The sequence below is a fragment of the Mycobacterium sp. 1164985.4 genome, assembly GCF_001668575.1.
GTDB lineage: Bacteria > Actinomycetota > Actinomycetes > Mycobacteriales > Mycobacteriaceae > Mycobacterium.
Window position 1 is genome coordinate 1 of record NZ_LZMD01000087.1, and the last position, 22528, is coordinate 22528.

18 protein-coding genes are annotated in these 22528 nt (G+C 67.8%); 8 read left to right on the forward strand and 10 right to left on the reverse strand.

From position 1 onward, the window contains the following. Positions 1-73: 73 nt before the first annotated feature. The 3 genes from A5650_RS20275 to A5650_RS20285 all read right to left on the reverse strand — a co-directional run bounded on the left by A5650_RS20275 (position 74) and on the right by A5650_RS20285 (position 5497). Positions 74-1426: an FAD-binding oxidoreductase gene (locus tag A5650_RS20275; protein WP_067295750.1), complete on the reverse strand. Its 1353-nt coding sequence runs from the start codon at positions 1424-1426 to the stop codon at positions 74-76. Beyond that, positions 1423-4848: a TM0106 family RecB-like putative nuclease gene (locus A5650_RS20280; RefSeq protein WP_067295754.1), complete on the reverse strand. Its 3426-nt coding sequence runs from the start codon at positions 4846-4848 to the stop codon at positions 1423-1425. Before A5650_RS20280 ends, A5650_RS20275 begins: the two co-directional genes overlap by 4 nt. 112 nt (positions 4849-4960) lie before the next feature. After that, positions 4961-5497: an LppP/LprE family lipoprotein gene (locus tag A5650_RS20285; RefSeq protein ID WP_067295926.1), complete on the reverse strand. Its 537-nt coding sequence runs from the start codon at positions 5495-5497 to the stop codon at positions 4961-4963. Between the two features lie 129 nt (positions 5498-5626). Here A5650_RS20285 and A5650_RS20290 point away from each other — a divergent pair, with 129 nt between their 5' ends. The 3 genes from A5650_RS20290 to A5650_RS20300 all read left to right on the forward strand — a co-directional run bounded on the left by A5650_RS20290 (position 5627) and on the right by A5650_RS20300 (position 9307). Next, entirely contained in the window at positions 5627-7312 is a 1686-nt protein-coding gene (locus A5650_RS20290) for a DEAD/DEAH box helicase (RefSeq protein ID WP_067295757.1), read from the forward strand. Beyond that, positions 7309-8475 (forward strand): acyltransferase family protein, encoded by a 1167-nt coding sequence (locus A5650_RS20295; protein ID WP_067295760.1) that lies wholly within the window; start codon positions 7309-7311, stop codon positions 8473-8475. The genes A5650_RS20290 and A5650_RS20295 overlap by 4 nt, the downstream gene beginning before the upstream one ends. Positions 8476-8590: 115 nt before the next feature. Then, positions 8591-9307, forward strand: a complete 717-nt coding sequence (locus A5650_RS20300; RefSeq protein ID WP_067295764.1) for a siderophore-interacting protein — start codon at positions 8591-8593, stop codon at positions 9305-9307. 10 nt (positions 9308-9317) lie between these two features. Here A5650_RS20300 and A5650_RS20305 read toward each other — a convergent pair whose 3' ends face one another. The 3 genes from A5650_RS20305 to A5650_RS20315 form a co-directional block, all read right to left on the reverse strand. Then, positions 9318-9902, reverse strand: coding sequence for a TetR/AcrR family transcriptional regulator (locus A5650_RS20305; RefSeq protein WP_067295767.1), 585 nt, complete (start codon positions 9900-9902; stop codon positions 9318-9320). Beyond that, a complete protein-coding gene (locus A5650_RS20310) occupies positions 9902-11065 on the reverse strand; it encodes a cytochrome P450 (RefSeq protein ID WP_502687085.1) in 1164 nt (387 codons plus the stop codon). The genes A5650_RS20305 and A5650_RS20310 overlap by 1 nt, the downstream gene beginning before the upstream one ends. A 199-nt stretch (positions 11066-11264) precedes the next feature. Then, complete coding sequence (locus A5650_RS20315) at positions 11265-12629, reverse strand: FAD-binding oxidoreductase (protein WP_067295774.1); 1365 nt, start codon at positions 12627-12629, stop codon at positions 11265-11267. A gap of 100 nt (positions 12630-12729) precedes the next feature. Here A5650_RS20315 and A5650_RS20320 point away from each other — a divergent pair, with 100 nt between their 5' ends. Both A5650_RS20320 and A5650_RS20325 read left to right on the forward strand, forming a co-directional pair. After that, on the forward strand, positions 12730-15351 hold the full coding sequence (locus A5650_RS20320) for a LuxR C-terminal-related transcriptional regulator (protein ID WP_067295777.1): 2622 nt from the start codon (positions 12730-12732) through the stop codon (positions 15349-15351). A 73-nt stretch (positions 15352-15424) separates the two neighbouring features. Continuing rightward, a complete protein-coding gene (locus A5650_RS20325; protein WP_067295781.1) occupies positions 15425-16972 on the forward strand; it encodes an acyl-CoA synthetase in 1548 nt (515 codons plus the stop codon). A gap of 5 nt (positions 16973-16977) precedes the next feature. Here A5650_RS20325 and tap read toward each other — a convergent pair whose 3' ends face one another. Then, a complete protein-coding gene (gene tap, locus A5650_RS20330) occupies positions 16978-18207 on the reverse strand; it encodes a multidrug efflux MFS transporter Tap (RefSeq protein WP_067295784.1) in 1230 nt (409 codons plus the stop codon). Between the two features lie 59 nt (positions 18208-18266). On the opposite strand from tap, the gene A5650_RS20335 reads away from it, so the two are divergent. Together A5650_RS20335 and A5650_RS20340 are read left to right on the forward strand one after the other, a co-directional pair. Further along, the gene (locus A5650_RS20335; protein ID WP_082950855.1) at positions 18267-19109 is read left to right on the forward strand and encodes a uracil-DNA glycosylase; all 843 of its coding nucleotides are present in this window, start codon (positions 18267-18269) and stop codon (positions 19107-19109) included. 69 nt (positions 19110-19178) lie between these two features. Further along, positions 19179-20216, forward strand: coding sequence for an LLM class flavin-dependent oxidoreductase (locus A5650_RS20340; RefSeq protein ID WP_067295788.1), 1038 nt, complete (start codon positions 19179-19181; stop codon positions 20214-20216). On the opposite strand, the gene A5650_RS20345 is transcribed toward A5650_RS20340, so the two are convergent. From A5650_RS20345 to A5650_RS20355, 3 genes are read right to left on the reverse strand one after another with little or no spacing between them, the layout of a single operon-like run. Continuing rightward, the gene (locus tag A5650_RS20345) at positions 20213-20659 is read right to left on the reverse strand and encodes a nitroreductase family deazaflavin-dependent oxidoreductase (protein ID WP_067295932.1); all 447 of its coding nucleotides are present in this window, start codon (positions 20657-20659) and stop codon (positions 20213-20215) included. The genes A5650_RS20340 and A5650_RS20345 overlap by 4 nt on opposite strands. 10 nt (positions 20660-20669) lie before the next feature. Further along, the gene (locus A5650_RS20350; protein ID WP_067295792.1) at positions 20670-21107 is read right to left on the reverse strand and encodes an HIT family protein; all 438 of its coding nucleotides are present in this window, start codon (positions 21105-21107) and stop codon (positions 20670-20672) included. 16 nt (positions 21108-21123) lie between these two features. Further along, complete coding sequence (locus tag A5650_RS20355; protein WP_067295796.1) at positions 21124-21597, reverse strand: VOC family protein; 474 nt, start codon at positions 21595-21597, stop codon at positions 21124-21126. Between the two features lie 94 nt (positions 21598-21691). On the opposite strand from A5650_RS20355, the gene A5650_RS20360 reads away from it, so the two are divergent. Next, on the forward strand, positions 21692-22525 hold the full coding sequence (locus tag A5650_RS20360) for an AraC family transcriptional regulator (RefSeq protein WP_067295801.1): 834 nt from the start codon (positions 21692-21694) through the stop codon (positions 22523-22525). Positions 22526-22528: the final 3 nt, after the last annotated feature.

Genomic DNA, 22528 nt, shown 5'->3' on the forward strand with positions numbered 1-22528 from the left:
ACCAATCCAGCACCCCACCCACGGGTGTCGAACCACTACGGCCGCCCACCCTCTTGACTCGACCTACAGCCAGCTAGTCGAACAGCACCGCGGGGTTGAGGTAGCCGGAGGGGTCGAACGCCGCCTTGACGGTCCGCATCGCTGCGATGTCGGCGTCGGTGCGCGACATCGGAAGGTAGGCCCGCTTGCGGGTGCCGACGCCGTGCTCGGAGCTGACGTTGCCGCCCATGCGCGCGATGAGGTCCATCATCGACTCGTACAGCGCGCGTTCCGCCTCGTTCTCGAGGGTGCAACGCACGAGGTTCAGGTGCAGGTTGCCCTCGCCGACGTGCCCGAACAGCACGGGGATCGCTGCGGGTGCATGGGCGGAGGCGACGGCGACGGCTTCGGAGGCGAACGGCGCGATGGCCGAAAGCGGAAGCGAAACATCGAATTTCAGTGGCGGACCGTATACGCCGAGCACCTCGGCGACGGCCTCGCGCACCTGCCAGAGCCTCTGCTGTGCGGCCGCGTCGACGCCGACAGCGGGCTCGCCGGACAGATCCGTTCCCTCGATCGCGTCGGCCAGCCGCTCGGTCTGGTCGGTGTCGCCCGCCAGCTCGATGAGCAGCTGCCAGGCGCCGTCGACGGGTGCGGGCACGCCGGCGTGCTCGGCGGTCAACGCGCTGGCCCGCGCGTCGATCAACTCCAGCGCGGCGATGCCGTCCAGGTCGCGGAAGAGGCGACCGGCCGCCACGAGCGAATCGAGGTCGGCGAACCCGCAGATCGCGGTCACGCGGTGCGCGGGCGTTGGGTGCAGCCTCAAATCGAGCGCGGTGATGACGCCCAGAGTGCCTTCGGCGCCGACGAACAGCGACGCCAGGTCGTAGCCGGTGTTGTCCATTCGCACCTGGCTCTGCCGGTGCACCACCGACCCGTCGGGCAATGCGACGTCCAACCCGATCACCTGCTCGCCCATGTTGCCGTAGCGGACGGTGCGCAGTCCGCCCGCGTTCGTCGAGGCCATTCCGCCGACGGTCGCGGTGTCGCGTGCGGCCAGATCGACGCCGAACACGAGGCCCGCCTCATCGGCCGCCCGTTGCACCTCGGCCAGAGTCACGCCCGCGCCCACCGAGATCCGGCGCTCGGCGACGTCGACATCACCGATGTTCCGTAACCGCTCTGTGGACAACAACACGTCGTCGTGCTCGGGAACCGTGCCGGCCACCAGCGATGTCCGGCCGCCCTGCACGGTGACGTAAGCGCCGGCGTCGCGGCAGGCCCGCAGCACCGCGCCGACCTCGTCGGCAGAACCCGGCCGCACCAGGGCGCTGGCCCGGCCGTGATAGCGCCCCGTGTGGTCGACGACGCGTGCCGCCAGCACGTCGGGATCGGTGCTGACATAGACGTTCCCGACGATCTCGGCCAGCCGTTCGATCACGTTCATGACGTGGGGGCGGCCAGCGACAGGAACGCGCCCAGCTCGATCAAGCGGTCTGGTGTGCCGGGCAGATACTCGGTTAGCGCCTCCGAGCGGACGATCACGCTGAGATACTTGGCGCGGCTGATCGCGACGTTGAGACGATTCCGGTTGAGCAGGAACGATATTCCGCGCGGCACATCGTCGATGGACGACGCCGTCATCGACACGAACACCACCGGCGCCTGCCTGCCCTGGAACTTGTCCACGGTGCCGACCGCGACGTCGGGCAGTCCGGCCGCCTCGAAATACTCGCGCAGCAGCAACACCTGAGCGTTGTACGGTGCGACGACGAGCACGTCGCTCTGCGCCAGCGGGCGGGTGCCGGTTTCGTCGGTCCACGCGCTCCCGAGCAGCATCCGCGTCGCCGCGACGATCGCCCGCGCCTCCTCGGGGCTGTTCGTGGAGTTGCCGTCGTGGGGGACGGGCACCACACGCACACCGGGGTCCCGGCCCTCGAGGCGCCGGCCGCCGGGGCCGTCCTTCGCCGGGCGCAGCTTGCCCTCGTATGCCAGCCGGGAGACCGGTGCGCACACCGCGGGGTGCATCCGGTAGGACCGGTCGAGGAAGTAGCCGAGTTCCCCGGGCAGTGTGCGGTTTTCCTGTACCAGCCAGCCCAACGCCGATGCGTCGACCGGCTCGGGGTGGTGGCCCTGGCTGACTTGGGGTAGCTGCTGCGGATCGCCGAGCAGCATCAGATTGTCGGCGGCCCTGGCCACGGCGATCGTGTTGGCCAGGCAGAACTGTCCCGCCTCCTCGATCACCAGCAGGTCGAGGCTGCGGGCATCGACGCGGGTGTCGTTGGCGAAATCCCATGCGGTGCCGCCGATGACACACCCGGCGTGATCGGCGATGAACGCCGCGTACTCGTCCTTGTCGATCGCCTGACACCCGACGTCGTCGGGACAGTCCTTCTTGGCGATGCGCGCGGGATCCACCCCGGCGATGATGAGGTCGCGAAAAAGGTTCTCCACCACCGCATGTGACTGCGCGACGACGCCGACGCGCCACTGGTGGCCGTTGACCAGGCGGGCGATGATGCGGGCCGCGGTGTACGTCTTGCCGGTTCCCGGCGGGCCGTGCACCGCGAGATACGACGAGTCCAGATCGAGCACCGCGGCCGTGATGTCGGCGGTGACGTCGCCGGTGTGGGGCAGGGGTGCGCCACTGCGCGTACGAGGAGGCCGGCGCAAGAGCACATCGACGACAGCGGTCGGCGGAAGGTCCGGAAGCGTCGCGGCGATCTCGGTGGCCGCGGTGTCGATCGACTCACGTAATTTCTTCGTGCCCACGATGTTTCGTGGTGTCAGCGCGAACGGCGTCTGGTTGAACGTCCCGGTAGGGGTTTCGCGTTCGCAGATCACCACCCGGGTGAGTACGGTCGGATCGTCGATCTCGATGACGTCGGCGTTGCCTGCGGCGCGCCGGTCCGCGTTGTCTGCCATGCCCGCGGGCGACGGCGGTTCATACAGCGCGAATACCTCTCCGCTGAGGCTCCCGCCCTCCAGCGTCCCGGTCAGCGCGAGCCACCGCTGCTTCTTGCGGGCGCGCGTCGACGGCAGATGCCAGTCCTTGACGACGGTCGTTCGGTCGGTGTCGACCAGGAACACGTCGCTGGTGTCGCCCCATTCGTCGACCGGGCTGTTCAACCGGTCGAAATGCGCCCACCAGAACGGTTTGTCCTCGCGGCGGTGATATCCCCGGGCGGCGGCCATCAACGCCACGGCCGTCTGTTCGGGAGTCCGTTCGGCCACACCGTCTCCGGCGAAATCCATCAACGTGTGGGCGAGTGCGTCGGCGTCCTCGACGGCGACACCCTGCGTGACGGGTTGCGGCCCTAGAGGTGGGACGCTCGACTCGATCGCGATCTTGATCAACCAGTCGCGCAGGCGATGTGTCGAGCGGCAGTCGTAGCGGTTGTAGTCCTCGATCTTCTTGAGCAGGTTGGCGGCTTCGTCGTGACGGCCCGCGGCGCGCATCTCGCAGAACCGCGCATACATCGTGATCGACTCCGTCGCGGTGGTGACGTCGCCATCGCGCAACTCCGAACCCATGTACAGCGGCTCCAACGACTTCAGGCTGTAGTTCTCCGTGCCCACGCGAATGCTCTTGCGCACCAGTGGATACAGGTCGACCAGGACACCACTGCGCAGCAGGTCGTCGACCTCGTCTTCGCCGACGCCGTAGCGTCCGGCCAACCGCAGCAGCGCGCTCTTCTCGTACGCCGCGTAGTGGTAGACGTGCATCTTCGGATACTTCTTGCGGCGCTGGCGTACCAGCTTGAGGAAGTCCACAAGGGCCTTCCGCTCGCTCGCGCGGTCGTGCGCCCACAGCGGGCGGAACCCGCCGCCCACCTCGAGCACGCCCCACATGTACTCCAGGCCCCACTCGTGCCCGTCCACCGTCCACAGCGGGTCGCCCTCGAAGTCGAAAAACAGATCGCCCTTGTCGGGATCGGGCAGCAGCGTCAACGGCTGGGCGTCGACGACCTGATACGGCGGCTTGCCATCCACCCGCGGGGCCAACTGCAATCGCGCCTGGTTCCGCAGCGCGGTGAACGTCCGCGCCGGAAGCTCGGCCACCGGACCCTCGTGGCCGGCGAGTTCGGCGACCGTCGTGATGCCCGCGTCGAGCAGGCGGGCCCGCTGGCTCACCCGCATGTTCGCCACGAGCAGCAGATCGTCGTTGGCCCTCACCTGGGTCGCGCATTCCGGACAGCGGAAACACGCGCGCACGCTCTCGTCGGCCCAGTCGACCGGCGCTCCGGACGCGTAGTGGTCGTCGAGCAAGCGCTGCAGGGCCGCGCGGCGCGGGCGATACACGGGGAGCAGTTCGTCGATGCGATAGGTCGCGGTGGCGCCGTCGCCGAGAACGAGTTCGACCTCGTCGGCGACCGGTACGCCCGCGGCCGTGAGCACTTCGGCGTAGGCCGCCAACTGCAGCAGCGCCTCCACCTTCACCGACCGCGCGAGTTTGGTGTCACGCAACCGATACCGCTCGCCGTCGGGGCCCTGTTCGAGCATCAGGAAGTCGGCGAAACCGACGAATCGGCCGTCGAACATCGCGGCCTGATAGATCACCTCGGCGCGGCGGTCGACGGCACGTCGCGTCTGGTCGGCGGCGGCGGTCAGCCCCTCGACCGTGTACGGCGGCCTGCCGATGATCGCGATGTCGGCGCTGTCGCGCAGCAGCTCGAGATGCCGCTGTTCGTGGTCGTCGCCGAGTTGGGCCGTGCGGGCCAGCAGCTCGTCCTCGACCGCGACCGCCGGACCCCGGCCGAGTTTGGCGTCGAATGCACGCAGTAGCGCGTACTCGCAGCGGGCTGCCGCTGCGAGATCGGATGCGCTGTATATGACGCGGGTTTCGGCGCCCTCGGAGGCCACGAACACGCTGCCACTGTATGTGACCCGGGCGACATCTCACCGCTCCGCCGAACGTGGGCTGAACACACGCCCGAGCCTGCGAAGACGTGCGCGTAATCCACGTTCGGGCGAAATCCGGTCAGCCGGTGTTCCCGATCAGTTCGACGCCGTTTCCGTTCCAGCGGAACCTGACCACGCTGTCGAGACCCGGCATGCCGTTCGAGTAGCGCAACGCGACGGTGTCACCGGAGCTTTGAAGGGTGTCTACGCCGTTGAAGCCGTAGGTGTCGGGCGCCCCGGTCGGGATGAACTTGCCGAGGTGGAACATCACCGCCCGGGTGTTGGGGTTGCTGGCGTTGGTGTTGGCCTTGACGATGACGACCGACAGCTGCGCGCATTCGTTGTAGTTGCCCGCGATCGGTTCCGGGTTCCAGCCCTGGTTGCTGCGCGGATCGTGGGGCAGCTCGGCCACCGCCCTGGTGATCTCCGGCGCGGCGAGGTTGACCGCGCACGGGTCGGCGGCCGCCGGGGCGGGCGCCGCGGCGGGACCGGGCGCCGGCGGTGCGGCGGCCGGGGGAGGTGTGGCGGGAGGCAGGGCGTCGGGCGTCTTGGAGACGGTGGAGTCGCTCGCCCCGCATCCGGCGAGGACCGCCACCGTCGCCGAGAACGCCGCCATCGATGCGATGAAGCCGTTGATCCGAACCGTGCACATCACCTGAGCCACCCTTGCAAATCGCGTCGACCTGGTCGCGCCGACACACCGCGTGGCGGATTCGGGTGGTTGCTGGCACTAGACTCGATGCCGATGACCTCCGCCGAGTCGGATGCGAGCCAGGACGGCTCGACCGGCGACCTGACCTTCAACGACCTGCAGATTCACCCGTCGGTGCTGCGGGCCGTCTCCGACGTCGGCTACGAGACCCCGTCCGCCATCCAGGCGGCCACGATTCCGGCGATGATGGCGGGTTCCGACGTGGTGGGTCTCGCCCAGACCGGTACCGGTAAAACCGCCGCATTCGCGATTCCGATCCTGTCGAAGATCGACACCGGCAGCCGTGCGACGCAGGCGCTCGTCCTGGCGCCGACGCGGGAGCTGGCGCTGCAGGTGGCCGAGGCGTTCGGCCGCTACGGCGCCCACCTGCCCGAGGTCAATGTGCTGCCCATCTACGGCGGATCGTCCTACGGCCCGCAGCTGGCGGGCCTCAAGCGCGGCGCCCAGGTGGTGGTCGGCACGCCGGGCCGGGTGATCGACCATCTCGAGAAGGGCCGCCTGGACCTGTCGCGCCTCGACTACCTGGTGCTCGACGAGGCCGACGAGATGCTGCAGATGGGTTTCGCCGAGGACGTGGAGCGCATCCTGGCCGAGACCCCCGAGTTCAAACAGGTCGCGCTGTTCTCGGCGACCATGCCGCCTGCGATCCGCAAGATCACCAAGAAATACCTGCACGACCCGGTCGAGGTCACGGTCAAGGCCAAAACCGCGACCGCCGAGAACATTTCGCAGCGCTACATCCAGGTCTCGGGACACCGCAAGATGGACGCGCTGACACGGGTGCTCGAGGTTGAAGAGGGCGACGCGATGATCGTGTTCGTCCGCACCAAGCAGGCCACCGAAGAGGTCGCCGAACGGCTCAAGGCCAGGGGCTTCGCCGCGGCGGCGATCAACGGCGACATCCCGCAGGCCCAGCGCGAGCGCACCATCGCCGCGTTGAAGGACGGCAGGATCGACGTCTTGATCGCGACCGACGTCGCCGCGCGCGGCCTCGACGTCGAACGCATCTCCCACGTCCTCAACTACGACATCCCGCACGACACCGAGTCCTACGTGCACCGCATCGGGCGCACCGGGCGCGCCGGGCGGTCCGGATCGGCGCTGCTCTTCGTCACCCCACGCGAGCGGCACCTGCTCAAGGCCATCGAGAAGGCCACCCGCTCCAAGCTCATCGAATCCGAACTGCCCACCGTCGAGGACGTCAACGCCCAGCGCGTGGCCAAGTTCCGCGACTCGATCACCGAAGCGCTCAACGCCCCCGGCGTCGACGTCTTCCGCAACATCATCGAGGACTACGAACGCGAGCACGACGTGCCGATCGCCGATATCGCGGCGGCATTGGCCGCGCAGGCGCAGGGCGGCGACGAGTTCTTCATGGTCGAACCGCCGCCGGAGAAGCGCCGCGAGCGCGAGGACCGTCCCCGCCGCGACAAACCCGACCGCAAACCGCGCGAAGGTCTGGTCAGCTACCGCATCTCGGTGGGCAAGCGTCACAAGGTCGGACCCGGCCACATCGTCGGCGCCATCGCCAACGAGGGCGGGCTGCACCGCAGCGACTTCGGCCACATCACCATCCGCCCGGATTACTCGTTGGTGGAGCTGCCCGCCGATCTGCCCAAGAAGACGCTCAAAGCGCTTGAGAACACCCGTATCTCGGGGGTGAAGATCAACCTGCAGCCCGACCGACGGCCGGACAAGGGCCGGCACAAGCAGAGATGACGCTGTCGCGGGGGCTGGACGCGCAGGGCGGTCTGGAATCCGTCAGCAGGGCCGAGCGTGTCGCCTCGCTCACCGGTATCCGCGCCGTCGCGGCGTTGTTGGTGATGCTGACCCACGCCGCGTACACAACGGGAAAGTATCCGCAGGGATACGTAGGCCTGGTGTACTCCCGCGCGGAGATCGGTGTGCCGATCTTCTTCGTGCTCAGCGGTTTTCTGTTGTTTGCGCCGTGGGTGAAAGCGGCCGCGGCGAGCCGCGAATCGGGGTCAGCGGCGCAACGAAACGCCCCCTCGGTGCGCCGGTACGCCTGGCACCGCGTCCGCCGCATCATGCCCGCCTACGTCGTCACCGTGCTGGTGGCCTACCTCGTCTACCACTTCCGGACCGCAGGTCCGAACCCGGGGCACACCTGGGAGGGGCTGTTCCGCAACCTCACCCTGACGCAGATCTACACCGACCACTACCTGTATTCGTTTCTGCACCAGGGGCTTACACAGATGTGGAGCCTCGCGGTCGAGGTCGCGTTCTACGTGTTGCTTCCGCTGCTCGCATGGTTGCTGCTGGTGGTGCTGTGCCGACGTCGGTGGCGGCCCGGCCTGCTGATCGGCGGACTGGCCGCACTCGCCCTCGTCACCCCGGCGTGGCTGATCCTGGTGCACACCACCGACTTTCTGCCCGACGGCGCGCGGCTGTGGCTGCCGTCCTACCTCGCGTGGTTCATCGGCGGGATGCTGCTGGCCGCGCTGCAACCCCTGGGGGTGCGGGCCTACGGTCTGGCCTGCATCCCGGTCGCGGTGGCCTGCTATTTCATCGCGTCCACCCCGATCGCCGGCGAGCCCACCACGTCGCCCAACGAGTTGCGCGAAGCCGTGGTGAAGGCGTTCTTCTACGCGGTGATCGCCACCTTGGTGGTCGCGCCGCTGGCGCTCGGCGACCGAGGCATCTACGCACGGCTGCTGTCGAGCCGGCCGATGGTGTTTCTCGGTGAGATCTCCTACGAGATCTTCCTGATCCACCTGATCACGATGGAGGTCGCGATGGTGGAGATCCTGCACTACCCGATCTACACCGGCTCGATCGTGATGCTCTTTCTCGTCACCTTAGTGATGACCGTCCCGCTGGCGTGGCTGCTGCACCGGTTCACCCGAGTGCGGCCCACCTAGGAACGGGTTGATCGCACCCACCACACACGTGCGGACAATCAACCCGCAAAGGGCCGGGGCCTCCCGCCGAATCGTTAGGGTAGCCTAACCAGAACGGCGACACGGAGGGCTGGTTATGTCGGACAAGAAACCAACGCGCGGGTTTCAGGGTGCGGTGCTCAAGCTGCTGCGGGCGGGCGACTATAGGCTGACCGTCACCGGAAAACGTGAGGTCAGCCCGCATTATGTGCGCCTGAGCTTCGATGCGGGTGGCATGCTCGCCGACCGGCCGCTGCACCCGACGATGTGGATCCGGATGTGGTTCGCCGACGGCGACAAGCTGCATCAGCGCGGCTACACGCTGGTCGACCCGAACCCGGCGGCCGACACCGTCGACATCGAATTCGCGTTGCACGACGGCATCGCCTCGCACTGGGCGGAAAACGCGCAACCAGGCGACACGATCGAGGTGACGGTGCTCGGCAGCAATTTCACGCTGCCCGAACCCTCGCCGGCCGGATACGTGATCGTCGGCGACACTGCATCGCTGCCCGCAATCAATTCGCTGCTGACCGCGATCGGCGACACCCCCGCGCGGGTTTTCCTCGAGGCGGGGCATGACGACGACCGGCAGCTCCCGGTCGCCCGCAACAAGGACGTCATGTGGGTGGACCGCAAGAACGCCGGCGAGGCGCTTGTCGAAGCCGTCGCCGCGGCGGCGTTCGACGCGCCCGATCACTTCGGGTGGGTCGCTTGCGACAACCGCACCACCCGCGCGGTGGCCAAAGTTTTCCGCGAGGAGTACAAGATCTCGAAGAAGTCGATCAAGGCCCAGGCGTATTGGGTCGCCTGACGGCCTTGGGCTAGATCGTCCGCTCCCGCTCGCCCGGCAGGACGATCGGTACGACGAACTCCTCGAGCATCGACCGCTCGTCGGCCTCGTCGTGACCGGGGAACAGCATCAGCGACGTCATCACCCGCACCAGCCACCGCGCACGATGCGCGACCAGCTCACGGTCGTCGGAACCCAGCGAGATGACGAACGCCTCCGTCAACGCCTTGATCACCTCGGACTCCTCGGCCATCTCCGCGCCGATCGGTCGCTGGGTGGTGGCGAACCACGAAGCCAGGGCCGGGCTTTCGCGAACGTTGCGCAACGAGGCGATCATGCCCTCGATCAGGCGCTCGCGCGGATCGGTCAGCGCATTGATCTGCTCGGTCATCTTGCTGTACAGCCGGTAGCTCTCACGATGCACATACGCGGTGTAGAGTGCCTCGCGGTTTTCGAAGTAGCGGTACAGCGTGGCGCGTGAACACCCTGCCGCCGAAGCGATTTCGTTCATCCCGACGGTGGCGGCCTCTTTCTGGGCGAACAGTTCGCCCGCCGCGTCGAGGATGCGGTCGGCGGCCACCTCGGTGCGCCGCGCCGCCAGCCAGTCGCCAGCCATCAGGCGCTCACCTCGAACGGTACGGACAGCGGCCGGCGCACGTAACTACCGCCGGCCCAGACGATCCCGCTCTCGTCCACCTCGAATTCCGGAATGCGGGTCAGCAGTTCGGTGAGGGCGACGCGCGACTGCATACGTGCCGCGGCCGCACCGAGGCAGTGGTGGGCGCCGTGGCTGAAGGTCAGGATGTTGCGCGGCTTACGAGTCACGTCGAGTTCGGATGCATCCTCGCCGAACTGGCGCTCGTCACGGTTGGCCGACGCGTAGAGGAACAACACACGCCGGCCCTCCGGGATCGTGGTGTCGGCGACTGTCACGTCACGGGTGACGGTGCGGGCCAACCCCTGCACGGGGGAGGTCATGCGCAGGAACTCGTCGACGGAATCCGGTATGAGACCGAGATTTTCGGTGAGCAGGCGGCGCTGGTCGGGTCGCTGGTGAAGCAACTGCACCGAACCGCCCAGCATGCCGGTGGTCGTGTCGTTGCCACCGGTGACCATGGTGAAGGTGAACGCGAGGATCGACAGCACACCGGCGATGTCGCCGTCAGCGCCGACGCCCGCGGCCACCAGATGCGAGACGGTGTCGTCCTCCGGTTGCACCCGGCGTCGCTCGATGAGATCGGTGAAGTACGCCATCATCTCGCCCAGGTTGTCGCCGAGCGTCTCCAGCGCACCGCCGATTCCGCCCTCGGTGGTGTTGGCGGCGACGATCGCTTCGGTCCAACCGTCGAACTTGTCGCGGTCGGCCTCCGGAACGCCGAGGTAGTGCGCGACCACCATGGACGGCAGCGGCTTGAACAGTTCGGCCACGATGTCGCCGCCGCCGTTGTGCTTGATGCGCTCGATCCGTTCGACGACGTATTCGCGCACCTTGGGTTCGACCGCTTCGACCTGCCGCGGTGTGAACCCCCGCGACACCAGCTTGCGGAACTCGGTGTGCACCGGCGGGTCCTGCATGACCATCGGCGGGTTGTCGGCGAGCCCGATCAGCTCGAGTTCGCCGTAGTTGACCGTCAGCCCCTGCGCCGACGAGAACGTCTCGTGGTCGCGTGCGGCGGCCCAGATGTCGGCGTGCCGCGACATGACGAAGTAGTCGTGATCGGGCCGATCGCGCGGCACCACATGATGCACCGGGTCGTGATCGCGCAGCGCGCGGTACATCGGCCAGGGATCGGCCCACGTGTCGGCGTCGGCGAGCTGGAATCGAGCCGGCGTGTCATGAGACAGAGTAGCCGTCACGTCTCATTCGTACGACAGAACCCGGAAACATGTCAAGACCCAGTTCCGCGAGCAGGCGCAAAACTGCCGCATATTGCCCAAAAAGGGCACTTCTTCGTCTGCTCGCGAATCAAGCGGAGCCTCAGATCGCGGCGCCGGGATTGAGGATGTTGTCCGGGTCCAGTGCCTGTTTGATCCGCCGGTTGAGTTCCATCGCCTCGGGGCCGATCTGACCCGCCAGCCAGGGTCGCTTGAGCCTGCCGACGCCGTGCTCGCCGGTGATCGTGCCGCCGAGGCTGACGGCCAAATCCATGATCTCGCCGAACGCGTGGTGAGCGCGTTCGGTCATCGCGGGATCGGCGGGGTCGTACACGATCAATGGGTGTGTGTTGCCGTCACCGGCATGGGCGATCACCGAGATCATCAGCTCGTGGTTGGCCGCGATCTTCTCCACGCCGCTGACAAGATCCGCCAGCGCGGGCAGCGGAACCCCGACGTCCTCGAGCAGCAGGGAGCCCTTCAGTTCGACGGCGGGGATGCAGAACCGCCGCGCGGCGACGAATGCTTCGCCCTCGTCGGGGTCCGACGTCGAGAAAACTTCCTTGGCGCCGTGTTCGGTGAAGACCTCGGCCATGAACTGCGCGTCGGATTGGCCCGCGGGCCCCCTTTCATCGGAGGCGGCCACCAGCATCGCGGCAGCGTGGCGATCGAGGCCCATCTTCAGCTTGTCTTCGACGGCGTTGATGGAGGTGGCGTCCATGAATTCCAACATCGAGGGCCGGATCTTCCCAGTGATCGCAACGACGGCCCTGGCTGCCGTCTCGACCGAGTCGAAGGTCGCCACCACCGTGCACGCCGCCGACTGCGCGGGCAGCAGTTTCAGCGTCACCTCGGTGACCACTCCGAGCGTTCCCTCGCTGCCGACGAACAACTTGGTCAACGGAAGACCGGCAACGTCTTTGAGTCTCGGACCGCCGAGTCGCACCGCCGTGCCGTCGGCGAGCACCACCTGCAGGCCGAGCACGTAATCCGTTGTGACGCCGTACTTCACACAGCAGAGGCCGCCCGCGTTGGTGGCGACATTGCCTCCGATGCTGCAGATCTCGAACGACGACGGATCCGGCGGGTACCACAGCCCGTACTCCGCGACCGCCCTCTTGACCTCGGCGTTGAGCAGTCCGGGCTGGACGACGGCGGTCCGGGTCACCCGATCCACGGTGATGTCGCGCATCTTCTCCGTCGTCAGCACGAGCGCGCCGTCGAGGGCCGACGCGCCACCGGACAGGCCGGTGCCCATACCGCGCGGCACCACCGCCGTCCTGTTGGCGGTGGCCCAGCGCAGGACCGCTTGCACATCCTCGGTGGTGCGCGGCCGGACCACCGCCAGCGGTATGCCCGCGTCCGGGTCGAAGGCCCGGTCCTGCCGATACGACCCCAGAATGTCCGGATCGGTGACGACGGCACCCTCGGGCAGCGCGTCCACCAGATCGGCAAGGGGGGAGTCCACGACGCAATGGTACGAGCCGGCGTGGGTTGCTAGTCCGCCGTCGAGTCGCGGGGGCCCTAAAACGCGCCCAGGTGCGAAAACGGCGGGATATAGTTCCGCCGTGATCAGCGGGGATCCGCTGGCGGGGCGTGACGGCGAACTGGCCACCATTCGCCGCACGCTCAGCGGGGGCAGTGACAAAGCAGGCGTCGTGATCGTCGGCGCGGCGGGGGTGGGCAAGACACGGCTCGCGCGCGAGGTGCTGCGGCTCGCCGAACGCGCGGGCGAGCGCACGAATTGGGTCGTCGGCACCGAGTCCGCGCGAGCGCTGCCGCTCGGTGCGTTCACGGCGGTGATCAACGACGCCATCGCTGATCCGATGCCGAATGTCCGTCAGCTGATCAATTCCCTTGTCGCGCAACAGCGCCACGGCCGAACCCTGATCGGAGTCGACGATGCGCATCTACTCGACGGATTGTCGGCACACGTTGTGCACCAGCTCGCGCAGAGCCGGGCGGCCCGCCTGGTCGTCACCATGCGTTCGGGTGCCGACGAACCAGACGCGATCACCGCGCTGTGGAAGGACGGCCTGCTCATCCGGCTCGACCTCGCACCGCTGTCGGCAGACGCGACGCGTGCCCTCATCGAGGAGAGCCTCCGCGGCGTGGTGGATGCCCGTAGCGCTCAGCGGTTCTGGAAGCTGACGGGCGGCAACGCGCTGTTTCTGCGCCAGCTGGTCAAAGACCAGGTCGACGCCGGCCGGATGCGGCAGACGGCGGGGGTGTGGATGTGGGACGGCGGCGTCGCGGTCTCGCAGAGCATTAGCGACATGGTCGGCCGACAGCTGCGCGAGCTGACTCCGGAGGTGGCGCTGGTGGTCGACACCTTGTCGCAGTGCGAACCGCTGACAGTCGGCACACTGTGCGACGTCGTGGACCGGAAGGCGCTCGAGGTCGCCGAACGGATGCGGTTGGTGACCGTCGAGCGAAGCGGGGCGGACCTGGTCGTCCGCCTGGCTCACCCGCTGTACGGCGAACTGCGCCGCGCCGCCGCCGGGGAGATGTACCTCTCAAGGATCCGCGGCAGGCTCGCCAGGCGGCTGATCGAAGATGGGGAGTGCGACGTTGCGGCCACGGTGCGCCGGGCGCTGCTGGCGCTCGAGTCGGACCTGCCGCCGGATCCCGACGTCTACCTGAAGGCGGCGCGCTGTGCGATGACGCTGCTCGACCTCGAACTCGCCGACCGGTTCGCGACGGCCGCCGCGGACGCCGGGTGCGCTGAGGCCGCCGGGGTTCGCGCGTTGAATCTGTTTCTGCTCGGCCGCGGCGCGGAGGCCGAGGACGTCCTGAGCCGGATGGCCGTCGACGGTGCGACGAGCCCACACCAGTGGTCTCTGCTACGAGTGGCGAACCTGATCTGGATGCTCGGGCGCATCAACGACGCGATCGAGGTGTTGGCACGGCTGGCCGAGGGGCCCGAGTCACCAGCCGAGCGGTTCGCACGCATGGCCGCCGACGCGTGTGTCGACGCCGTATCGGCACGCTGTGAGGTGGCGTTGGAAAAGGCCACGGCGGCGCTGGAATCGGGCTTGTTGACGGACTTCGACGCGATGATGGCGTCGGTGGCGTTGACGATGGCGCTGGGGGCGCTCGGCCGGACCGACGAACTGACCGCGGTCGCGGAGTCGGCGCTGAACCGTGCGATGACGTCGTTTCAGGCGTCGCATATGCGGTTCTGGTTCGCCAGCGTTTATCTTCGCGCCTGCCGGTTGACCGGGCGTATCGACGAGTGCTCGGCGATGGTGCGGCGATTGGCCGAATCGGCGGACGAGGTGCCCAGCCTGGCCTACGCGAATCTGGCGTCGCTGCTGGGGCACGCCGAACTCATGCGTGGCAATGTCCGCGACGCGGTGAGGCTTCTGCACGAAGCGCTGGCCGGTGTCCAAAGGCACGGTGTGGCAAGCGGTTTACGCCCGTCCACTTGCTTCGGCCTGGCGGAGGCGCACGCGAAACTCGGTGAGGGGCCTGCGGCTGAGGCAGCGATCGCCGAGGCCCGCCAGAGCGTGCCGCCCGACTTCGCGTTCATGCAGACCACCCTCAGCGTCGCCGAAGGATGGTCGTTGGTCGCCAACGGGTGTTTCACGGACGCGATCGCGGTCGTGCGAACAGCCGCGTCGCAGGCCCGCGCGCGCCGTCAGCCCACGCATGAGCTGGCCTGCTACCAAGCGGCGGCGCAGTGGGGTGACACCTCGTGTGGCACGTGCGCGCGTCGAGTCGCCGACGAACTCGCGCTGCCGTTGGCCGATGCCGTTGCGCGGCATGCCGAGGCGTTGGCCGCCGACGACGGAGAGGGACTGCTCGCCGCAGCTGATGCCTATCGCACAATCGGCGACCGGGCCGCCGCGGCCGACGCCGCCGCGCAGGCAGCCGTGGCGTTCACCCGCGCCCAGCACCGCAAGCGCGGCCTGTACGCCGCCGCCGTGGCCAAGGAACTCAGCGACGCCTGCGGCGGACTGTGCACACCGGCGCTGCGGGTGCCCGCCAGCCAACCGCTGACCGGCCGTCAGCGCGAGATCGTCGAGTTCGTCGTGGCCGGGCTGTCCAACCGCGAGATCGCCGACCGGCTGGTGATGTCGGTGCGCAGCGTCGAAGGCCACATCTATCGCGCCTGCCAACGGGTGGGTGCGAACTCACGTGAGGAACTCGCCGCGATCGCCAGGCGGGGGCCGGTTCCCGACGGCTGAAATCGGGGATCGACCGCGGATCGAATTCCGATGATCGATCATTGCTGAAGGCGTTCTTCGGGAAGGTCCGCTCATGGATGGGATCCACTACCGCGAGGCCGGATTCGGCTCCTGGGCGACTCGCCGCGCGTCTCTGTGTGGCGATCGGGCGGCCCTGATCGACGGAGCCCGACGGATCACCTACGCCGAGTTCGACAGCCGGACCGATCGGCTGGCCCAGGCGTTGCGCGCGTCGGGCGTCCGGAAAGGCGACCGGGTGGCCGCACTGATGATCAACAGCGCCGCCTTTCTGGAGACGTTGTTCGCCGCCGGAAAGCTCGGGGCGGTGTTCGTGCCGATCAGTTTCCGGCTTGCCGCGCCCGAGGTCGCTTACATTCTGGGTGATTCCGGTGCGATCGCCTTCCTGTGGTCGGCACAGTTTTCGGCGGTCGCGCGCGCGGCGTGTGCCGGCGAAGAGATAAAGGCCAAGATTCGAGTGGTGGTCGGCGGTGAAGCCCATTCCGGGGAAACGGATTTCGAACAGTTGATCGGCAGCGGCGAGGATCGCCCCGTGGATGTCGACATAGTCGGCAGCGACTTGTGTTGCCTGCCTTATACTTCGGGAACAACGGGCCGCCCGAAAGGCGCGATGCTGACCCACGACAATGTCTTCTGGAACACGATTAACGTCGTGGCCGCCGGCCGAGGGCTGCACGAAGGGGATCGGACCGTCACTGCGGCGCCGTTGTTCCACATCGGCGGGCTGAGCGTGCACACGCTACCCCTGATATACGTCGGTGGCACAAACGTATTGTTGCCCGGCTTCCGCCCGGAGGAAGCGCTCGCCGCGATGGCGCGAGGACGCGTCACCGTCCAGTTCCTCGTACCGGCGATGTGGGCGGCACTGATGGCCGTACCGGGTTTCGCGTCCTACGACTTGTCGGCGCTCGAATTGGCTGTCAGCGCCGGCGCACCGTGTCCACTGCCGGTGCTCGAGTACTTTCAGGATCGCGGTGTGCCCTTCCAGGAGAGCTTCGGTCTGACAGAAACCGGTGGCGTCACGCTTCTCGACGCCGACCATGTCAAGGAGAAATCGGGGTCGGTTGGTCGGCCTCTCTTCCATGTGCAGACCCGGATCGTCGATGAGCAGGACCGCGACGTGGTGACCGACACGGTGGGCGAAGTCGTCGTCCGTGGCCCGGCTGTGTTCGCGGGCTACTGGCAGAAGCCGGAGGCGACCGCCGAAGCGGTTCGCGGCGGGTGGTTCCACACCGGCGATCTGGGCCGCATGGATGCCGACGGCTTCATCACCCTCGTCGACCGCAAGAACGACATGATCATCACCGGCGGGGAGAACGTCTACCCGGTCGAGGTCGAGCAGGTGCTGTATCGCCACCCGGCGGTTCGTGAAGTCGCCGTGGTGGGGGTCGCGGACCCGAAGTGGGGAGAAACCCCGATCGCGGTGGTCGCCCTCGAGGACGGCGCGCACGCAGGCGGGGAGGAATTGATCGATTACACGCGTGACCGGCTGGCCCATTTCAAGTGCCCCACTCGGGTGGAGTACCTACCGGAGTTGCCCCGCAACGCGTCTGGGAAAGTGCTGAAGATTGCGCTGCGAGAACAATTCGGTGGCCGGCTGTAGCACTGCTAAACCGTCGACGGGCGGTCCAATTCACGTAGCGCGGGCAGGAACACCGCGATGACTCCGAGCAGCAGCATCGGCAGCGCGAGCGCCAGGAACGTCACGTGAAGGCCGGCCGAATCGGCCAGCGGACCGGCCACGATCAGACCCAGCGGACCAGCCGCGTACGCCAGCGATCCCATCACGCCGACCACCCGCCCTCGCAGGTGCTGCGGCGCCCGGGTCTGCATGACGTAGTTGTAGATCGGCGCGATCGGCCCGTAGACGAGGCCGACAATCCCGGATAGCACGAGGATCAGCGGCAGCGGCGGCAGGAACGCGATCACTGTCATGGCCAGCCCGAGCGTCAGGACCGCGGTCAACATCGTCGCCCGGCGGCTGAGGTACTGCGACGACACCGCATAGCCGAGCGCACCGACGAGCCCGCCGATGCTCAACGCCATCAACACCCACCCGAGCTGCGCCGGTTCGTCGCGGTCGGTGAAGTACTTGGGAAAAAGGACCGACTCCATCGGCATGTAGAGCCCGGTCGCCACCAGATCGACGAATGCCAGAGTGCGCAGCACCTTGTTGCGCCAGACGAACCTCAGCCCCTCGACGACGCCCTCCCACACCCCCTCGGGCAGCGAGGTGCGGTCCGGAATGCCGGCTCCTTCCAGTTGCAGCACCGCGATCGCCACGATCGAGAAGCCGAACGCCGCCGCCGTCACCCACATCGTGTTGATGCCGCCGAGCGTCGCGATCAGCACTCCGCCGATGCCGGGGCCGACGATGTAGGCGAGGTTGAACACCGCCTCGTAGACGCTGTTGGCGCGGTCCAGCGTCCACCCCGCACGATTCGCCGCCTCCGGCAGCATCGTCTCGCGGGCGGTCATCCCCGCCGGATCGAAGAAGGCGCCCAGCGCGGCCAGCGTGGCCAGGACCGCGACGTTGACCGCATCTACGCCGAGCGTCAGCGCCAGCACGGGTACAGCGGCCACCGACAGGGCGGACAGCGCGTCGGAGATCATCGAAACCCGCCGCCGCCCTAGATAATCCACCGCGGCGCCCGCGATCAGAGTCGCCACCAGGAGGGGCAGCGAACCCGCCATCGCCACGATCGACGCGTCCAGTGCAGATCCGTTGCGCTGCAACACCAGCCACGGGAACGCGACGAGCGATATGCCGTTGCCGGCACCGGCCGTCAGCGCGGCGAACAGAATCAGTAGTAGGGGGCCGCGCCTGCTATTCGTCATGAGTTATCGCGGCAGAATCTAACAGCGCACGGGGCCGCTCGGCACCGGAATTTCGCACCGTGCACAGTGGTGCTGTGCAGCTGTTGCCTCACCCGCGGACCGGTGGGCGGTTCGCGTCGCCGGTTCCTGCCGGTTCGGGCTGGCCGGGTGACCCCGCGACACCGAAGACCGCCGTCGCGGCGGCGGCCGCGCAAGTCGAGTCGATGGCCGCGGCGGCGCGGTCACTCGACGAGCTCGACGCCGAGGTGTCGGTGTGTCGGGCCTGCCCCAGGCTGGTGGAGTGGCGCGAGGAGGCAGCCGTCGTCAAGCGCAAGTCGTTTGCCGACGAACCGTACTGGGGCCGTCCGGCACCGGGATGGGGCTCATCCGAGCCGCGGGTGTTCGTCGTCGGGCTCGCTCCGGCGGCCCACGGCGCCAACCGCACCGGCAGGATCTTCACCGGCGACCGCTCCGGCGACTTCTTGTTCGCGGCACTGCACCGGGTGGGCTTGGCCAACCAGTCGCAGTGCGTGGACGCCGCAGACGGGTTGGCGCTCAATGCAACTCGGGTGGCCGCGGCAGTGCGTTGCGCGCCGCCGGCCAACGCACCGACTCCGGCCGAGCGGGCGACGTGCGCCCCGTGGCTGGACGCGGAATGGCGGCTGACCGCGGCGCACGTGCGGGTGGTCGTCGCGCTCGGCGGATTCGCGTGGCGCGCGGCGCTGCAGATGCTGCGCACGGGTGGGGTGCCGGTGCCGGTGCCCGCACCGAAGTTCGGTCACGGCGCCACCGCGGAGCTGGGCGGCGTCTCGTTGGTGGGCTGCTACCACCCCAGCCAGCAGAACACGTTCACCGGAAAGCTGACCCCACAGATGTTCGACGACGTCTTCCGCACGGCCAAGGAGCTGGCGGCAGTCGGATAGTCGCGCCGCGGAATCGCTGGTCGGCGCGGTGCGGGGAACGTCTCTGCGGTTGAATGCGTTGTGACTGCCATGCGCTTATCAGTCCTCGATCTCGTGCCGGTGCGCACCGACCAGTCGACCTCCGACGCGGTGGCCGCGTCGACGCAGCTTGCACAGACCGCCGACCGCCTTGGCTACACCCGGCTGTGGGTCGCCGAGCACCACAACATGCCTTCGGTGGCGGCGACCAGCCCGCCGGTGCTCATCGCCCACCTGGCCGCGCACACCCGACACGTGCGAGTCGGTTCCGGCGGTGTGATGCTGCCCAACCACGCGCCCCTGGCCGTGGCCGAGCAGTTTGCACTGCTCGAGGCGGCGCATCCGGGGCGCATCGACCTCGGCATCGGCCGGGCGCCCGGTTCGGATCCGGTGACGTCGATGGCGCTGCGGGGCGCCGCCGGCCGCGACGACCGTGACATCGAGGCGTTCCCCGATTACCTCGACGACGTCGTCGCCTTGATGAGTGCGCGGGGAATACGCGTCCCGATCCCGAACCAGCGTTACGTCCTCAAGGCGACGCCCGCGGCGGCGAGTGAACCGAGGCTGTGGCTGCTGGGATCGTCGATGTACTCGGCGCACCGGGCGGCCGCCAAGGGTCTGCCGTACGTGTTCGCCCATCACTTCTCGGGCCAGGGCACCGCGGAGGCGTTGGCCACATATCGCTCGGAATTCCGGCCCAGTGAGTTGGCGCCCGAACCTGTGACGTTCCTCACCGTCAACGCTGTCGTCGCCGAAACACACGATGAGGCAACGGCTTTGGCGCTGCCCAACCTGCAGATGATGGCTCGGCTGCGAACCGGTCAGCCGCTGGGCCCGCTGGACCTGGTCGAGGACGCCGAGCAGCAGGAACTCGCACCGCAGGCGCAGCGGATCGCGGAGGCGGCGTTCGGGCGCGCGGTCGTCGGCGATCCGACAGAGACGGCCGAGCAGGTGCGCGCGTTGGCCGACCAGTTCGGGGTCGACGAGGTCATGATCAACCCGGTGGCGTCCGCCCGCCGCGGCACCGATCCGGCCACCGCGCCGGCCCGCGACAAGACGCTGGAATTGCTGGCGAAGGAACTGTTCTAGGCCGGTGTCAGCTTGATCACCGGGATCGGCCGTGACGTCCGCTTCTGGTAGCCGGTGTAGCGGTCCTTGTTGCCTGGCATGTCGTTGACGATCCGCCACAGCCGAGGGAAGTCGGGATCACCGGGGGCGACCGGTGTAGCGGTCACGTTGATGCGCTTGGGTCCGACGTTGATCTCGACGTTCGGATCGGCCTTCAGATTGTGGTACCAGCCGGGCGCCTTCGGTTCGCCGCCCTTGGACGCGACAACCAGGTAGTCGTCACCGTCGCGGGCGTAGGCCAGCGAATTCGACCGCTGCAAACCGGTTTTCGCGCCGACCGTGTGCAGGATCAGCATCCGCGGTGCACCGGGGATCGTATGGCCGATGCGGCCATTGGTGCCCTTATAGATCTTGTCGTGCAGCAACAGCATCGGATATCCGATGTACTTCTCGTACCAGGGCATGCTCATGGGCTCAGTCTTGCGCAGCCGAGTCGAGTTCCGCCAGCGCCTCCCGCAGCAGCCGTCCCGACTCCTCCCGGTCAGGGTCACGGCGAAGGAGCATGTTCTTGGCGAACGAGAGCTTGTCTCCGTTCTGCCGAGGCAGTACGTGCAGATGGATGTGGAACACGGTCTGGAAAGCGGCTTTACCGTCGTTGATCACCACGTTGTTGCCGTCGACGTGCAAACCGGACCGGCGCGCCGCCCTCGCGATGCGCTGACCCACCCGTGCCAACGTGGCGACGGTCTCCGGTGGCGTGTCCGTCAGGTCCACCGTGTGCCGCTTCGGGATCACCAGCGTGTGGCCGCGGCTGAACGGACGGATGTCGAGGATGCCCACGACATCGTCGTCTTCGTAGATGCGGATGGCGGGGGCCTCGCCGGCGACGATGGCGCAGAACACACAGGACATGCCGCCACGGTAGCCGTCAGCCCGCGACGTTTTCCTTCGCCCACTCGGCCAACCGCTGATCTCGCTCCTCCGGGGAGATGTCCTCGACGCGCGTCATCACCGACCAGCGCGTGCCGAACGGGTCGACGATCGAGGCGAACCGGTCTCCGGTGACGAACGTCTGCGCCGGCTCGCGCACTAGCGCTCCGGCCTGCTCGGCCCGCGACACCACCGCGTCGACGTCCTCGCAGTACAGCGCGATCGAGTGCGTGGCGGGGGCGCCAACGTCGGGCGCGGCGATCTGGTACGCCTCGGCGGGATCGGCGAGCTGCAGGCGGCCGTTGCCGAAGTCGAGTTCGGCGTGCGCGACGGTGCCGTTCGGGCCGTCCATCCGTTCGACCAGGGTGGCGCGGAACACCGAGGTGTAGAAGTCGATCGCGGCCGAGGCGCCGTCGACGCAGAGGAACGGGGTCAGGCTGGTGTAGCCCTCCGGAATCTTGTTAACGCTCATGGTTGCCAGTCTGAGGGCCCCGTATCCCCGGGTGATTGGAATTTCGCGACAGTCCGAACGCGGCGTGCGCCTGGGGTTTCGTAGCCTCGATTCCATGGGCGAGGGCGGAACGTCGGCATACACGGAGCCCGTGCGTGGTGTCGTCGGTCGCGTTGCCAGCGCGTCCGTATACGACCTCGACCGGTGGGCACCGTCGCACCGAGCCGCCGCATTCGTCGAGCACTTCTGGTCGGTGCGCTGGGATCTCGCCGACGGAGAGCCGTTCACCAGCACGGTGATCACCTTCCCGTCGATGCATATCACCCGTGAATGGGGCAATGACGAAGCGCGCCACGGCTTTGCGCTACCGAACACCTTGGTGCACGGCGTTGTCGATCGCGTATTCGAGACCACGATCGGCGGACGCGGCGCAGTGGTGGGTGCCCGGTTTTACCCAGGCGGCTTCACCGCGCGCTTCGGCCGCGACGCGTCGCTCATGACCGGCCGCGTGACACCCGTGGACGACGGCCTCTTCGGCGAGGTGATCGACCTCGACGACGACGTCACTTCGGCTGCAGAGCGCCTCGACGAGCTGATCGCGGCACACAGTGGTGAACTCGACGAGACCTACGTGGCCCTGCGTGCTCTGGTCCACCGGATGAGCGATGACAACCTGTTGCACCGGGTGGAACAGGTGATGGAGCTGTCGCCGTGGAGCACGCGCACCACACAGCGCGTCTTTCGCCGGTACGTCGGAGTGCCGGTCAAATGGGTGCTGTGCCGGTACCGGCTGCAGCAGGCGGCACTCGAGATCGAGCGAAATCCTGGCGTCGACTTCGCCGACCTAGCCGTGCGTCTCGGGTGGTACGACCAGGCGCATTTCATCAACGACTTCCGGACGATGCTGGGGGCCACACCCGGCGAATACGCCGCCCGACACGGGGTCTGAGCG